Annotated in this window: 15 protein-coding genes; 4 read left to right on the top strand and 11 right to left on the bottom strand. The window is 59.1% G+C overall.

The window, feature by feature from the left end; translation table 11 throughout:
* Positions 1-25: 25 nt before the first annotated feature.
* Entirely contained in the window at positions 26-976 is a 951-nt protein-coding gene (locus tag AC1DWM_RS02070; protein ID WP_477794532.1) for a S66 peptidase family protein, read from the top strand.
* 307 nt (positions 977-1,283) lie between these two features.
* On the opposite strand, the gene AC1DWM_RS02065 is transcribed toward AC1DWM_RS02070, so the two are convergent.
* The 5 genes from AC1DWM_RS02065 to leuS form a co-directional block, all read right to left on the bottom strand.
* Positions 1,284-2,606, bottom strand: coding sequence for a lytic murein transglycosylase (locus AC1DWM_RS02065; protein ID WP_223521973.1), 1,323 nt, complete (start codon positions 2,604-2,606; stop codon positions 1,284-1,286).
* Positions 2,607-2,667: 61 nt separating this feature from the next.
* On the bottom strand, positions 2,668-2,832 hold the full coding sequence (gene arfA / locus AC1DWM_RS02060) for an alternative ribosome rescue factor ArfA (protein ID WP_007946659.1): 165 nt from the start codon (positions 2,830-2,832) through the stop codon (positions 2,668-2,670).
* A gap of 110 nt (positions 2,833-2,942) precedes the next feature.
* A complete protein-coding gene (holA, locus tag AC1DWM_RS02055) occupies positions 2,943-3,980 on the bottom strand; it encodes a DNA polymerase III subunit delta (RefSeq protein ID WP_223521975.1) in 1,038 nt (345 codons plus the stop codon).
* A 39-nt stretch (positions 3,981-4,019) separates the two neighbouring features.
* A complete protein-coding gene (locus tag AC1DWM_RS02050; RefSeq protein WP_223521977.1) occupies positions 4,020-4,625 on the bottom strand; it encodes an LPS-assembly lipoprotein LptE in 606 nt (201 codons plus the stop codon).
* Between the two features lie 88 nt (positions 4,626-4,713).
* The gene (gene leuS / locus AC1DWM_RS02045) at positions 4,714-7,320 is read right to left on the bottom strand and encodes a leucine--tRNA ligase (RefSeq protein WP_223521979.1); all 2,607 of its coding nucleotides are present in this window, start codon (positions 7,318-7,320) and stop codon (positions 4,714-4,716) included.
* 279 nt (positions 7,321-7,599) lie between these two features.
* On the opposite strand from leuS, the gene AC1DWM_RS02040 reads away from it, so the two are divergent.
* The gene (locus tag AC1DWM_RS02040; RefSeq protein WP_223521981.1) at positions 7,600-7,920 is read left to right on the top strand and encodes a hypothetical protein; all 321 of its coding nucleotides are present in this window, start codon (positions 7,600-7,602) and stop codon (positions 7,918-7,920) included.
* A gap of 114 nt (positions 7,921-8,034) precedes the next feature.
* On the top strand, positions 8,035-8,796 hold the full coding sequence (locus AC1DWM_RS02035) for a YdcF family protein (protein ID WP_477794531.1): 762 nt from the start codon (positions 8,035-8,037) through the stop codon (positions 8,794-8,796).
* Positions 8,797-8,908: 112 nt separating this feature from the next.
* On the opposite strand, the gene lnt is transcribed toward AC1DWM_RS02035, so the two are convergent.
* From lnt to miaB, 5 genes are all read right to left on the bottom strand, one after another.
* Positions 8,909-10,432: an apolipoprotein N-acyltransferase gene (gene lnt, locus AC1DWM_RS02030; RefSeq protein ID WP_477794530.1), complete on the bottom strand. Its 1,524-nt coding sequence runs from the start codon at positions 10,430-10,432 to the stop codon at positions 8,909-8,911.
* A 15-nt stretch (positions 10,433-10,447) separates the two neighbouring features.
* Entirely contained in the window at positions 10,448-11,287 is an 840-nt protein-coding gene (locus AC1DWM_RS02025) for an HlyC/CorC family transporter (RefSeq protein ID WP_477794529.1), read from the bottom strand.
* Positions 11,288-11,292: 5 nt separating this feature from the next.
* Positions 11,293-11,787 (bottom strand): rRNA maturation RNase YbeY, encoded by a 495-nt coding sequence (ybeY, locus tag AC1DWM_RS02020; protein ID WP_223521988.1) that lies wholly within the window; start codon positions 11,785-11,787, stop codon positions 11,293-11,295.
* Entirely contained in the window at positions 11,780-12,784 is a 1,005-nt protein-coding gene (locus AC1DWM_RS02015) for a PhoH family protein (RefSeq protein ID WP_223521989.1), read from the bottom strand. The genes ybeY and AC1DWM_RS02015 overlap by 8 nt, the downstream gene beginning before the upstream one ends.
* Positions 12,785-12,991: 207 nt before the next feature.
* On the bottom strand, positions 12,992-14,320 hold the full coding sequence (miaB, locus tag AC1DWM_RS02010; protein ID WP_033049358.1) for a tRNA (N6-isopentenyl adenosine(37)-C2)-methylthiotransferase MiaB: 1,329 nt from the start codon (positions 14,318-14,320) through the stop codon (positions 12,992-12,994).
* Between the two features lie 134 nt (positions 14,321-14,454).
* Here miaB and AC1DWM_RS02005 point away from each other — a divergent pair, with 134 nt between their 5' ends.
* Positions 14,455-14,784: a DUF1820 family protein gene (locus AC1DWM_RS02005; RefSeq protein ID WP_007894425.1), complete on the top strand. Its 330-nt coding sequence runs from the start codon at positions 14,455-14,457 to the stop codon at positions 14,782-14,784.
* 140 nt (positions 14,785-14,924) lie between these two features.
* Here AC1DWM_RS02005 and AC1DWM_RS02000 read toward each other — a convergent pair whose 3' ends face one another.
* Entirely contained in the window at positions 14,925-15,479 is a 555-nt protein-coding gene (locus AC1DWM_RS02000; protein WP_223521990.1) for a tetratricopeptide repeat protein, read from the bottom strand.
* Positions 15,480-15,594: the final 115 nt, after the last annotated feature.

Genomic DNA, 15,594 nt, shown 5'->3' with positions numbered 1-15,594 from the left:
GATTTTCGCGCAGGGAGATTCATGGATGACCGTTCGACCGACCCACACGCTGTATCCGCATAAACCTGTTCCGGCCTTGCCGTCGGAAGGGCTGATCGGCGTGATTGCACCCGCCGGTCCCGCCGGGCTGGACACTGACAAAGCTATCGCCTGGATGCGCGCTCGCGGCTATGCGTTGCGGGTGTTTCCCGGGGTGTATGAACAGGATGGGTATCTGGCCGGTAGTGACGAGGTGCGGCTCAATGATCTGCACGCGGCGTTCGCTGACACAGAAGTCGATGCGATTATCTGCCTGCGTGGCGGTTACGGCACACCGCGTTTGCTCGACCGAATTGATTTCGAACTGCTGCAAAACAGCGCCAAACCGTTCATCGGCTACAGCGACATCACGGCGCTGCACTTGGCGATCAGCCGTTATGCCGGTTTTGTGACCTTTCATGGCCCGCTGCTCAATGCCGATTTGCTGGGCGACAAGCAGAAGCCTACCGAGTCGTCGTTTTTCAACATGCTCAGAGGGCAGGTGAAGGCCGGCAGCGTACTTTCGCACCCGGTAGCCTGGCCGTTGACCACGATCGAGCCCGGTATCGCTCACGGGCGTTTGCTGGGTGGCAACCTGTCGATGATTGCCGCGACCATGGGCACGCCGTACGAGCTGGACGCCGAGGGCGTCATCCTGCTGATCGAGGACGTCAACGAGCCGCTGTATCGCATTGACCGGCTACTGACCCATCTGCGGCTGGCTGGCGCGCTGGGCAAGCTTCGTGGGGTTTTGGTGGGGGATGTGGCAGGGGTCGATGCAGCAGCGCTGGAGCAATTGCTAAAACAGACCTTCGAGCCGTTACGGATACCGGTACTGGCCGGGTGGCGTAGTGGTCATTGTGATCCGAACCTGACGTTGCCGATGGGGGCGTTGGTTCGATTGGATGCGGGGAAGAAGGAGTTGGTGTTGGAGCAGGATGTGGTGGTCAGGCGGTAAGCCCTTTAGCGTCTGATAGTCAGCTATCGCGGGCAAGCCCTAATGCCGATCAGTTAAGGCGCAAAACCTGTGGGAGCGAGCCTGCTCGCGATGGCGGATTGTCAGGCAACGCAAATGTTGACTGTGCCACCGCGNNNGTCAGGCAACGCAAATGTTGACTGTGCCACCGTCATCGCGAGCAGGCTCGCTCCCACAAGGATTGCGGCGTTCAATGCCTTAACTGATCGGCATTAGGGCAAGCCCGCTCCCACACTGGATCTGTAAACGACACAAAATCTGTGGGAGCGAGGCTTGCCCGCGATGCTTTTTAGCGGCTACGCAGTCCTTCCAGCAACTTGTGCGTCGGATACCCATCCGCCGGCCAGCCAAACGACTGTTGTGCACTGCGAATCGCCTTGCGCGTGTTGGCGCCAATGATTCCGTCAGGGATGCCCGCGTCGTAGTTCTGGGCACTCAGCAGGCTTTGCAGTTCCATGCGCTCGGTGCGGCTCAACGGCAAATCATCTTTGGGCCAGCTGCCGCTGATCAGTCCTGCACCGTCGAAGCGTTCGGACAACAAACTCACGGCCAACGCATAAGACGAAGAGTTGTTGTACTTGAGAATCGCGCGGAAGTTGTCGAGGACCAGGAACGCAGGGCCACGATAACCGGCTGGCAGCAACAGGGCAGCGGAGAGGTGTTCCGAGCCTGGCGGAACCTGAGCCCCTGGGGGCAGTGAAACGCCCAGCTGCTGCCACTCGGCGACGCTTTTGCGAATCGTGCCATCGGCCAAAACGTAGTTGAAACTGCTTGGCAGTCGTACTTCAAAGCCCCACGGCTGGCCTTTCTGCCAGCCGGAGCTTTGCAAGTAGTGCGCAGTCGAGGCCAATGCGTCGGCGGGGCTGTCCCAGATGTCGCGGCGGCCATCGCCGTCGAAATCCACGGCGTGGGTGTTGTAAGTGGTCGGGATGAACTGGGTCTGGCCCATGGCGCCGGCCCAGGAACCGAGCATTTTCTCGGGTGTGATGTCGCCTTGTTGCAGAATTTGCAGGGCGGCGATCAGTTGATCGTGCGCAAAGCCCGGGCGCCGGCCTTCGTACGCCAGGGTCGCCAGCGAGTTGATGACCGACTTGCTGCCCTGGAATTGGCCGAAGTTACTCTCCATGCCCCACACCGACACCAGTGCCTGGCGGTCGACGCCATAACGCTGTTCGATGCTTTGCAGGATGGTGGCGTTTTCGCTGATCAGCGCTTGGCCTTTACGTACTCGCAGTGGAGAAACGGCGCCATCGAGGTATTCCCACACCGGGCGGGAAAATTCCGGCTGGCTGCGATCGGCACGGATCACGCTGGGGTCGAAGCTGACATCGGCAAAGGCGCGGTCGAACAGATCGGCGCGGATACCGGCGGCCAGTGCGTCTTTGCGGAAACCCGCTTGCCATTCGGCGAACGACTGGGTGGGCTGGATGTCGGGGGTTTCACCCGTCGGCACCGCGGGCGGATAGACCGCAGGAGCTGTCGCGACAGGAAGGGTTTTGAGCGGCTGGGCGTCGGCGGCAGTCGGTTTTTCCGCGCAGGCGACAAGCAAAATGAGGCTGGAGGCAGCTATCAGTTGGCGAACGGGCCAACGACGGGAAAGACAAAGGGGCATGCACAAGTCCAGGGCAATCGATTCAAGTGCAGACCTTAACATGTAGAAGGGGTGTTCTGCTTTACGCAGCCAGAAAGTAAGAAGCCTCCCAGCTATTAGACTGGAAGGCTTCGCGGCGGTAGCTGCCTTTGCCCTTGCCGGCTCGTTCCTGACGGCTGCGGAACAGTGGCTGGGCGATGATGGATTTGGCCTTGTTGGGGCCATGCGTTGATGGCTTTTTACTCATGATGATTTCTCGCAAGTGAGGGGATTTTGCGGGGCAAATCATCGGCCGAAGTTGTGGTTCTGTCTAGTCCCCACATTGTGTAGGACCTTTCGCTGATCACAGGGGAGTGTTTACTCGGAAGGCAAAGTCAGGCGCTGACCGGCCATCAACAGCGACAATCGACTGAGGCTCATCCACGGCGAACCGGCTGCCTGCCCTTTGATCTGTGCGTCGATCCGTTGCGCCTCCAGCAGCAATTGTGCCCAGCGTTGCGCCGAGTAGCGTTGCAGCGCCTTGCTCATCAGCGGCTTGCGCTTGTCCCAGATCGGCGGTCGGGCCGAGCTGAACGCCTTATCCAGCGGCACGCCCTGACTGTATTGCAGCGACAGGTTAGCCAGCAGGCGCAGTTCCCGGGCCAGCGCCCAGAGAATCACCGGTGGTTCGACACCTTCACCGCGCAGCCCTTCCAGCATGCGTAGCGCGTGGGCCGCTTCACCGTTGAGGATGGCATCGGTCAGGCCAAATACGTCGAAACGTGCACTGTCGGCTACGGCAGCCTGTACGGTTTCGACTGTGATCTGCCCACTTTCGGCCATCAATTTGAGCTTTTCGATTTCTTGCGCGGCGGCGAGCAGGTTGCCCTCGACGCGGGCTGCAATCAGTTCGACCGCGTCCTGGCTGGCCGACAACCCTGCCTGAGACAGGCGCTGGCGGATCCAGCTTGGCAACTGGTTGGCATCCACCGGCCAGATCTGCACGAACTGAGTCTGCTGACCTTCGATCAGCGCCTTGCCCCACTTGGTTTTCTGCGCACTGGCGTCGAGCTTGGGCAGGCTGATCAGCAATATCGTGTCTTCGGCCGGGCGTGAGCAGTACTCGATGAACGCGGCGGCGCCTTTGTCGCCGGGTTTGCCGGACGGCAGGCGCAGTTCCAGCAGGCGTTTTTCGGCAAACAGGGACATGCTTGCCCCCGCCTGCAACAACGTTCCCCAGTCGAAACTGGCGTCGGCGGCGAAGACCTGACGTTCGTCGAAGCCCTGTTGGCGCGCGGCCGCGCGAATGGCATCGGCCGCTTCCTGGCACAGCAGCGGGTCATCGCCACTGATGATATAGACCGGCGCGAGGGCACCTTGCAGGTGTTTACCGAGTTGGGCGGGGGCAAGTTTCATAAGAGAGGCCAAACGGGGCGCCGGAACGCCCCGAAAGTTTTACTGCTGAGGGATCTGGACAGGCGACTGGCGCGGAGTATTCGCTTCAGCCTTCTGTGCGGCTTCCAGCGCCTGGGCTTCGGCCTTGGCCTTGGCTTCTGCGGTCTGTTGCAGTTGGTCCAGTTGCGCCGGGGTGATCTGTTGCAGGCGCAGCATCATGCGTTGAACCAGCTCGCGACGGCTTTCGTTGCGCGCGCCGCTCGCTTCCTGATCCGAACCCAACAGGTTGTTGCCGTCGTGAACGTAGGTCTTCTGCACTTCGAGCTTGTCGCTCATCAGCGGCAGGTTATGTGCCCCACGAATGTCGTAGTTCAACACGGTGATCAGTTCATATTCGCCGGTACCGCCACCGCCTGTGTAACTGAGGACGCGCTGGTTGTTCTGCTCATTGGTCAGCACCAATTTGTAAGGTGCGCCGGCGTAGACCTTGACGCCACTGCTTTCCAGCGCCTGACGCAGCATCACCACGGTTTCGCCGTAGGCGTTGCGGGCGCTCAGGTCGATTTCCGTAATCGCCAGTTCGGTGGTGCCGGTGCCGCGCAGCTGGAAACCGCAGGCGCTCAACAGGACCGCAAGGCCCATCACCAGCAGATTGCGTTTGATCATTTTGTTGCTCCCCTTGAAACCATGTGGGCCGATCTGGCGGCCCGAAAGGTTTTACTCGGCGCCGGGCATGGCCCGGCGCCTGGTCCAATTAGCTGGCGACGATATTGACCAGTTTCCCGGGCACGACGATCACTTTGCGAATAGTCAGGCCGTCGACAAAGCGCAGCACGTTTTCGTTGGCCCGCGCGGCGGCTTCGACTTCTTCACGTGTCGCGCTGGCCGGCATTTCGATCTGGCCGCGCAGTTTGCCGTTGACCTGGATCACCAGTGTCAGGCTGTCCTGCACCAGCGCGCTGTCGTCCAGCACTGGCCAACCGGCGTCGATCACAGGCTCAGAGTGACCCAGTTGATTCCACAGCTCGTGGCAGATGTGCGGGGTGATCGGAGCCAGCAGCAGAGTCACGGTTTCCAGACCTTCGTGAACCAGTGCGCGATCCTGTTCGGTGCCTTGGGCCGCTTTTTCCAGCACGTTCATCAGCGTCATCACCTGGGCGATGGCGGTGTTGAATTTGTGGTTCTGGCCGACGTCATGGCTGGCCTGCTTGATGGCCTGGTGGATCGAACGGCGAATGGCTTTCTGCTCGTCGTTCAGGCTGGCGACGTCCAGTTTGCCCGGCAGGCCCTGAGTGACGTGCGCTTGAGCCAGGCGCCAGACGCGCTTGAGGAAGCGGTGCGAACCTTCTACTCCGGAGTCGGACCATTCGGCGCTCATGTCCGGTGGCGAGGCGAACATCATGAACAGGCGGCAGGTGTCTGCGCCGAACTGGTCAATCATCGACTGTGGGTCAACGCCGTTGTTCTTGGACTTGGCCATCTTCTCGGTGCCACCGATTTCCACCGGCAGGCCGTCTGCGATCAGCTTGGCGCTGATTACCTTGGCCTTGCTGTCGCGTTCGAGTTCGACGTCCGCCGGGTTGAACCACGTGTAGGCACCGTTGGCTTCGCGACGATAGTAAGTCTCGGCGATTACCATGCCTTGGGTCAGCAGGTTCTTGAATGGCTCATTGGAGCTCACAAGGCCTTCGTCGCGCATCAGCTTGTGGAAGAAGCGTGCATAGAGCAGGTGAAGAATTGCGTGTTCGATGCCGCCAATGTACTGATCCACCGGCAACCAATGGTCGGCCGCGGATTTTTCCACCAGGCCACCTTGGTAGTTTGGCGAGGCGTAACGGGCGTAGTACCACGAGGACTCGACGAAGGTGTCCATGGTGTCGGTTTCACGCTTGGCAGGCTGACCGCATTTCGGGCAGCTGCACTCGTAGAACTCCGGCATGCGTGCCAGTGGCGAACCGGCACCATCGGGCACGACGTCTTCTGGCAGCACAACAGGCAGTTGGTCTTCCGGGACCGGCACATCGCCGCAGGTGTTGCAGTGGATGATCGGGATCGGGCAGCCCCAGTAGCGCTGACGGCTGATGCCCCAGTCGCGCAGGCGGAACTGGGTACGCGAAGCACCGAGGTTTTTCTTGATCAGCGCGACTTCGATCGCATCGAACGCGCCGGCGAAATCGAGGCCGTCGAATTCACCGGAATTGATCAGCGTGCCGTGCTCGCCATAAGCGTCCTGCCACGGCGCCGGGTTGGTGTCGCCTGCGCTTGTACGCACCACGGACTTGATCGGCAGGTTGTACTTGGTGGCGAACTCGAAATCACGTTCGTCGTGAGCCGGTACGGCCATGACCGCGCCATCGCCGTAGTGCATCAGCACGTAATTGGCGACCCACACCGGGAGTTTCTCGCCGGTCAGCGGGTGCTCGACGAACAACGTGGTCGGCAGACCTTTTTTCTCTTGAGTGGCGACGTCGGCTTCAGCGACGCTGCCGCCCTTGCATTCAGCGATGAACGCTTGCAGCTCTGGATTGTTCTGCGCGGCCAGGGTGGCCAAATGGTGTTCGGCGGCCACGGCAACGTAGGTGGCGCCCATCAGGGTGTCCGGACGGGTGGTGAACACTTTAAGCGCGCCGGCTTCGCCGATGGAATCGACGTTGTACGGGAACTGCACTTCCATGCCACGAGACTTGCCGATCCAGTTGCGCTGCATGGTCTTGACCTGTTCAGGCCAGCCAGTCAGTTCGTCGAGGCTCTCCAGCAGCTCATCCGCATAAGCGGTGATCTTGAAGTAGTACATCGGGATTTCGCGCTTTTCGATCAGCGCGCCGGAACGCCAGCCGCGACCGTCGATCACCTGTTCGTTGGCCAGGACGGTCTGGTCGACCGGGTCCCAGTTCACGGTGCCGCTTTTTTTGTAGATCACACCTTTTTCGAACAGGCGAGTGAACAGCCATTGTTCCCAGCGGTAGTAATCCGGCTTGCAGGTGGTCACTTCGCGGGACCAGTCCACCGCCAGGCCCAGGCTGCGCAGCTGGGTTTTCATGTAGGCAATGTTTTCGTAGGTCCACTTGGCGGGCGCTACGTTGTTCTTCATCGCGGCGTTTTCCGCCGGCATGCCGAAGGCGTCCCAACCCATGGGTTGCAGAACGTTCTTGCCTTGCATGCGCTGGTAGCGGGAGATCACGTCGCCGATGGTGTAGTTACGCACGTGCCCCATGTGTAGCTTGCCGCTGGGGTAAGGGAACATCGACAGGCAGTAGAACGTCTCCTTGCCTGGCTGTTCACTGACTTCAAAGGACTTTTGCTCATCCCAGAATGACTGGGCGGCGGCTTCGATTTCACGGGGCTGATATTGTTCGTGCATGGCTACTTTTGAACTGAATAGGGGTGGCCTAATCCTCTTCAATGCAACGCTGGGCGGTGATCACGCCAAATCGGCGTTTTGGTGCCCAGACGAGCTGGAAGTGGAGTTACAGGAAGCGCCGTAGCATACATGACCGCACTCTACCGAGGGAAACCCTGATTACTGTCGCGCGTCTTGTAAAAACCGCTGCGAGGGCCGTTGGTCGCAGCGCTCAGCCGGTTTGTTCATGGAAGCTAAGCTCTAAATGGGGAGCAAGTCATATCTTCAATGAGGTGAGGGATGGTTGAGTCACGGCAAAAAGCTACAAAACCGGAGCTGTACGAAAGACTGATTGATCGTCTGGGCATGGCTCTGGACGTTGCAAAAACTGCTGGTCGGCTGCGCGATGAGCGTCCCCTTGAGCTGGAACTGCGTGGTCTTAGTCCCGCAGAGTTTGAATTGGTCAAAGCCTATCTGGATCGCAGTGAACGGGAAACACGTGGATGCTTGTCAGCAGCAGTGCAGCAACTCGACGCACCACGTTCGGCCAAAATCATCTGGCTCAAGGATAAAGTACCTGGCAGGGATGCGGTAAAGGTCCGGTCTCTGCAATTCAAGTAAGGGTGCTTGAGCCATTGGCCCCTTCTTTTGACACATTCCAAAGCGTAGTCCTTCCATATTTGTTGTCGCTTTGCGTCAACCCACTTAGGCTTCGGGCATCTCTGGAGATGCTCGATGCCTTTTCGATATTTCGTGAAACAACTTCTGTTGCCGCCCGGCCTTCTTTTGCTGTTGCTGGTTCTTGCGTGGTGGTTGCGCCGCTCAAGGCCAAGACTTGCGGGTGTGTGCTTTGTCTTGGGTTGCGGGGGCTTCTGGCTGATGAGTTTGCCCGTGGTGGTGCAGTGGAGCGCTAAAGCGCTTGAGCGCGAACCGCCGCTGGCGCGCGACGAGTGGGCGACACTGGGTCAGCGCGCGGACGCCATCGTGGTGTTGGGTTCCGGGCGTGAGCGTGGCGACCTGGCCTGGGACTCCGACCAGCCGACTGGCGTGGGGTTGGAGCGCGAGCGTTATGCGGCGCGTCTGGCCAAGGCTTCCGGTTTGCCGGTTCTGACCAGCGGTGGTCTGCACTACGGCACGCCACCTACCGAAGCGAAGTTGATGGCGGACTCGCTGCTCGATGATTTCGGCGTGACGGTACGCTGGCAGGAAGGGCGCAGCCGTACGACGTGGGAGAACGCGCAGTTCAGTGCCGAAGTGTTATTGCCTCTAGGCATCAAGCGGGTCGTGGTCGTGACTCAGGCCTGGCACATGTCGCGGTCTGTCTGGAGTTTCCAGAAGGCAGGATTTGAAGTGGTACCCGCGCCGGTAGGGTTTTTAGGCGTGGACAATGCCCGACCGCTGGGCGGCTGGATGCCGGAATTCAAATCGATCTGGCAGTCCGGGCTATTGATGAATGAGGCGGTGGGGCAGATCGGGTATTCGCTTTTCTATCGCTGAAGATTAAAAGATCGCAGCCTCGTTTCACTCGACAGCTCCTACAGAGTACGCAATCCCCTGTAGGAGCTGTCGAGTGAAACGAGGCTGCGATTTTTTTCAGGCGCAGCGATACTTAAACAATCTTGGCCATCCGGCTGGCAATCAACGCCCAGCCAAACAACAGCACGCAAACGATGATCAGCGGCCACGAGCGCCATTGCAGGTAAGGCGTCAGGTTGTGCATCGGCACGACTTCGCCGTACAGGATGCCGCGTTCGAACTGCGGGATCTGCGCGGTAATCTGGCCAAACGGGTTAATCAGGCCGGACACGCCGTTGTTGGTGGCGCGGATCATCCAGCGGCCCGCCTCAAGCGCGCGCATCTGCGCCATCTGCAAATGTTGCAGTGGACCGATGGAGGTGCCGAACCAGGTGTCATTGCTGATGGTCAGCAGCAAGTCACTGCGGGCCGCGAGGCTGGCGGCGAATTCCGGGTAGACCACTTCGTAGCAGATGAATGGCGCAATCTGATAACCCTTGGCCTGCAACATCGGCTGATCGGCCGGTCCTCGCGCGAAGTCGGACATTGGCAGGTCGAAGAATGCGATCAGCCCGCGCAGTACATCCTGCAACGGTACGTATTCGCCAAACGGCACCAGTTTCTGCTTGAGGTAAGTGCCTTCGCCTTCACCGACGACAGTAATGCCGTTGAAGAAGCGTTTCTCGTGGTGCACTTCCTGACGGATCGGTATGCCAGTAATCAGCGCCGAATTACGCTCGGCGGCGAAGTTACCCATCATGTTCAGGTAGCTCTCGGCGGACTCCTTGAGTACCGGCACGGCGGTTTCCGGCCAGATCAACAGGTCGACGCGTTTGGAGCGAAAGCTCATGTCACGGTACAGCCCCAATTGCGCATTGAGCTGCGCCGGGTCCCACTTCATGCTTTGTTCGATGTTGCCTTGAATCGCTGCGACGCTTAACGGCGGGCCCGCCGGGCTGGTCCAGGCGTGTTCTTTCAGTGCCATGCCGGCCACCCATGGGCCAATCAGCAGTAACGCGCCGACCGCGATAAACCCTTTGCGCCCGGTGCGTACCAGGCGCAATGCGTTGTAGATCAGCGCGGCCGTCAGGGCGAGGGTGAAGGAAATCAGCCACATCCCGCCCACGGGGGCGAGCCCGGCCAATGGGCCATCAAGCTGGCTGTAACCGGAATAGAGCCATGGGAAACCAGTGAGGAACCAGCCACGAAACGCTTCCTGGCCAACCCACAGCGCCGCAAATGCCAAGGCATCCGCCAGTGGCGCTTCATTGCGACGCAGCCAGCGCGCCCAAATCCAGGCGGGCAGGGCGAAGAACCAGGCAATCGCCGCCGTGAAGATCAGCATCAGGAAACCGGCCAGCAGCACCGAAGCACCACCGAAATGGTGAATGCTGTAGTAGATCCAGCTGGTGCCGGCGCCAAACAGACCGAAACCGAAACACCAGCCACGGCCCAGGGCCTGACGTGGGTTTAGTTCACGTAAACCGGCATAAAAGAAACCGACCGCCAGCAATGCCAACGGCCAGATATCGAACGGCGCCAAGGCCAGAGTGGTGAGTGCACCGGCCGCCACGGCCAGCAGGTTACCGGGCCAGCCGGGGCGGGTTATCCAGCGCATTTCTATCCTTAGTTTTTACCGAGCAATAGGCGTCAGGCGAAGCAAGTGAATCCGACGGCTGTCGGCGTTCAGGATGCGGAAGCGATAAGGGCCGATTTCAGTGATTTCGTTGCGTTTTGGCAAGTGCCCGAACGCGCTCATCACCAGGCCGCCTACCGTATCAAATTCATCGTCGGAGAATTCGCTGTCGAAGAACTCGTTGAAGTTTTCGATCGGCGTCAGGGCCTTGATCAGGAAATCACCGCTGGGCAGCGGCTTGATGTAGCTGTCTTCCTCGACGTCGTGCTCGTCTTCGATGTCGCCGACGATTTGTTCCAGCACGTCTTCGATGGTCACCAGCCCAGCCACACCGCCGTACTCGTCAATGACGATGGCCATGTGGTTGTGGTTGGCGCGAAATTCACGCAGCAGCACATTCAGGCGCTTGGACTCGGGCACGAAGGTGGCTGGGCGCAGCAGGTCCTTGATGTTGAAGCGGTCGCCGTTCTCCTTGAGGATCAACGGCAGCAAGTCCTTGGCCAGCAACACACCCATCACGTCATCGTGGCTTTCGCCGATGACCGGGTAGCGGGAGTGGGCCGAGTCAACCACGGCGGGCAGGAACTCGCGAGGGGTCTGGGTCGCCTTGATGCTGATCATTTGCGAGCGCGGGACCATGATGTCCCGTACTTGCAGGTCCGCAACCTGGATGGCGCCTTCGACGATGGCCAGCGCTTCGCTGTCCAACAGTTTGTTCTGGTGTGCATCGCGCAGGAGCTCCAGCAGCTCCTGACGGTTTTTCGGCTCGTGGGCAAAAGCCTGGGTGAGCTTACCCAGCCAAGACTTCTGCCCGTTGCTCGATCGATCTTCGCTCATAGCGATTACTCTGAATCCTTTGTTGTAACGATAGGGGATGTTTCGGTTTCGTCGTCCGCGTACGGGTCCGGATAGCCCAATTCTGCAAGCAACGTTCGTTCCAGTGCTTCCATTTCTTCGGCTTCGTCGTCATCTATATGGTCGTAACCCAGCAGATGCAAGCAGCCGTGAATGACCAGATGTGCCCAATGGGCCTTCAGTTCCTTGCCTTGTTCGGCCGCTTCGCGCTCAACCACGGCCACGCAGATCACCAGATCGCCCAGCAGCGGGATATCCAGAAACTCGTCGGGTACATCGGCGGGGAACGATAGAACGTTAGTGGCGTAATCCTTTTGCCGCCAGGTGTGATTCAGTTCGCGGCCTTCTGCTTCGTCGACCAGGCGAATGGTCATCTCCGAATCGGCAGTGCGTTGGCGCAAGGCCAGTTCGCACCATTGGCGGAACTCGGCTTCAGTGGGGGCGGACGCTTGTGTCGCCAGTTGCAGATCAAGCTCAAGCATCGCGGCGGTGGTCCTTGGGGGCTTCTTCGGCCACGCGGTTCTCGAAGCGCTCGTAGGCTTCGACGATGCGCTGCACCAGTGGATGGCGCACAACGTCCTTGGGCATGAAATGGGTGAAGCTGATGCCCGGCACGTCTTTGAGCACCTCGATCACATGGTGCAGCCCTGACTTGGTGCCTTTCGGCAAGTCGACCTGGGTAATGTCACCGGTGATGACAGCTGTGGAGCCAAAGCCGATACGGGTCAGAAACATCTTCATCTGCTCGACGGTGGTGTTCTGGCTTTCGTCGAGGATGATGAAACTGTTGTTCAGCGTGCGACCGCGCATGTAAGCCAGCGGCGCGACTTCGATGACCTGGCGTTCGATCAGCTTGGCGACGTGTTCGAAGCCGAGCATTTCGTAGAGGGCGTCGTAGAGCGGGCGCAGGTACGGGTCGATCTTCTGCGACAAGTCGCCGGGCAGGAAGCCGAGCTTCTCGCCAGCTTCAACCGCCGGGCGAACCAGCAGGATGCGGCGAATCTGCTCACGCTCCAGCGCGTCTACCGCGCAGGCAACGGCCAGATAGGTTTTGCCAGTACCGGCAGGGCCGATGCCGAAGTTGATGTCGTTGCCGAGAATTTCCTTCACGTAACGCAGCTGATTCAAGCCGCGAGGGCGAATCATGCCTTTTTTGGTGCGCAGCGCTACGGAGGGTTCTGACGGGGACACATTGTCCAGCTCTTCGACGGCCGATTCCTGCAGGAACAGGTGAACCATGTCCGGCGACAGGTCGGTACCTTTGGTTTCCCGGTACAGGCGGCGCAGGAGGTTTTCCGCGGAGGTGGTGTGTTTGGGCTCGCCGATCAATTCGAACTGGTTTCCGCGGTTGCGGATCTCGATGGTCAGGCGCTGTTCGATCAAGCGCAAATGCTCGTCGAATTGCCCGCACAGATTGGCGAAGCGGCGAGCCTCAAAGGGCTCGAGGATGAAACGATGCGGTTCTATGGGTGCGTTCAAGGTCGTATTTAGCCGCCCTGGGGCAATTAAGATGAAATCAAGGATAACGCCAGTGGGCTGGGTGCGAAAGCTCTTAAATATCCCAACCTCAAACACCATCTCTGTAGGAGCCGAGCTTGCTCGCGATGGCTGCCAGGCATTCAACATGATTGTCGTCTGACTTGGCGTCATCGCGAGCAAGCTCGGCTCCTACAGTGATGTGTGGTGTTATTGAATGAGCGAGCCCCGTAGCGAGTGCGGTTGTGCGGCATCGATGTGCACGTCGGCGAACTGGCCGATCAAGGTTGGATTGTCGCAGCGGAAGTTGACGATACGGTTATTCTCGGTCCGGCCTTGTAGCTCGCCAGGGTCTTTTTTCGAATAATCGGTGACCAGAATCCGCTGGATCGAGCCGACCATTTGTCGGCTGATCTCGAAACCTTGCTGGTTCAGGCGATGTTGCAGCGCATTCAGTCGCTCTTTTTTCAGCTCTTCCGGTGTTTCGTCAGCCAGATCGGCAGCCGGAGTGCCCGGGCGCTGGCTGTAGACGAATGAATAGGAAAAGTCGAAGCCGACGTCTTCAATCAACTTCATGGTCTGCTCGAAGTCTTTCTCGGTTTCGCCCGGGAAGCCGACGATAAAGTCCGAACTGATGCAAATGCCTGGCACGGCGGCCCGCAATTTGCGCAGTTTGGATTTGTATTCCAGCGCGGTGTGGTTGCGTTTCATCGCCGAGAGAATTCGGTCTGAACCCGACTGCACCGGCAGGTGCAAGTGTTTCACCAGTTCCGGCACATCGGCGTGGGCCTGGATCAGGCTGTCGGAGAATTCCAGCGGGTGCGACGTGGTGTAGCGAATCCGGTCGATGCCGTCGACAGCGGCCACAACGCGGATCAGTTCGGCCAGATCAGCCAAGCGCCCGTCGTGCGTAGTGCCGCGATACCCGTTGACGTTCTGACCCAGCAGCGTCACTTCGCGCACGCCGTTTTCGGCCAGGTGAATGATCTCGGCAATCACGTCGTCGAACGGGCGGCTGACTTCTTCGCCACGGGTGTAGGGCACCACACAGAAGGTGCAGTACTTGCTGCAACCTTCCATGACCGACACGTAGGCACTCGGGCCATCGATGCGCGGCTCGGGCAAATGGTCGAATTTTTCGATTTCCGGGAACGAGACGTCGACTTGCGGCAATTTGGTGGCGCGTGCGGCGTCGATCATTTCCGGCAGGCGGTGCAGGGTTTGCGGGCCGAAGACCACATCCACGTACGGCGCGCGATCACGAATGGCGGCGCCTTCCTGACTGGCCACGCAACCGCCGACGGCGATCACCATGTCCGGGTTGGCGAGTTTCAGTTCGCGCCAGCGGCCGAGCTGGGAGTACACCCGGTCCTGGGCGCGCTCGCGAATCGAGCATGTGTTGAGCAGGATCACGTCGGCGTCTTCAGCGCGAGCGGTGACTTCCAGGGCCTGGTGTTCACCCAGCAAGTCGACCATGCGCGAGCTGTCGTACTCGTTCATCTGGCAACCGTGGGTTTCGATGTAAAGCTTCTTGGCCATGGATACAGTCATCACGTGATTCAAAGAACCGCGCATTATAGGGAACATGTCCCAAGGTTCCTACCGTTGTGCGTCCGGTGGCTATGCTATAGTTCGCGCCCTCATTTTTATCCCAAATGTGTTGCTCGCCCACCATGACCAAACGTGAAGCTCCAATCTACAAGGTGATTTTCCTCAACCAGGGCCAGGTGTACGAAATGTATGCCAAGCAGATCTATCAAAGTGATCTGTGGGGCTTTCTGGAAGTGGAAGAGTTCGTCTTTGGCGAGCGCACGCAAGTGGTCGTCGATCCGAGCGAAGAAAAGCTCAAGGCTCAGTTTGAAGGCGTGGTGCGCAGTTTTGTGCCGATGCATTCGATTGTGCGCATCGACGAGGTAGAGCGTCTGGGCACACCGAAAATCAGCGAAGCCCGTGGCGCGGTCGGCAATGTCATGCCGTTTCCGATGCCGATGCCTGAGAAGTAAGCTTCAAGACCGAGTTGCTCCAATCGCGAGCAGGCTCGCTCCCACAATTGATCTCCTGTGAACACAACATTTGTTAACACTGGAGTTTCATTGTGGGAGCGAGCCTGCTCGCGATGGGGCCAGTCAGATCAATACAGAAATCAGGGAAGCGGCGAGAAAGGCGTACGCCCATCCGCGCTCTGCAATTCCATCAGATATTTACGAAAGATTTGCCCCAGCACTTGGGTAGCCACTTCAAGTTCTTCGCGCGGCATTTTCTCGGTGACTTCGTCGGCGGTGTCCAGTGCATCTTCAGCGCCGTTGACCGCAGCCATTTTCAGCAGAATGTAAGCCTGAACGTTATTGGCCTGAACGCCTTCGCCTCGGAAAAACATGGTGCCCAGTTTGAATTGCGCCTGGGCGTGGCCTTGCAGTGAGGCCTTTTCGAAATAGCTGAGGGCTTTATTGAGGTCGCGCGGCGTGTTTTTGCCGTTGTAGTAGAACTCACCCAACTCGTATTGCGCTTGCGCATCCCCTTCATCCGACGCTTTCTGGCAGGCGGCGAGCGCTTGCGTCAGGTCTTGCGGCTGAGTATTGAGGGTGCAGCGACCCATCGCTGGGATTAACAACGAGTTGCCGCCTGCTTGTGCGAGCGCGAGCAGGGGCTGAAGGAGCAACAGGCAGCCCAATGAAAGGGCGCGGCCGGTGCGGTTCATGAGAATCGACTTACCTCTGAAGGGCGCGCGGACCCATCGAGGGATCCAATAAGCGCGCATTATGAAATAAGCAGGGCCAACCTTACAAAGTCTTTACTCGTTTTTCTGCTGCGCG

It is taken from the genome of Pseudomonas sp. P4_C8, assembly GCF_056401975.1.
This window is presented reverse-complemented; position numbering and strand designations above follow the sequence as displayed.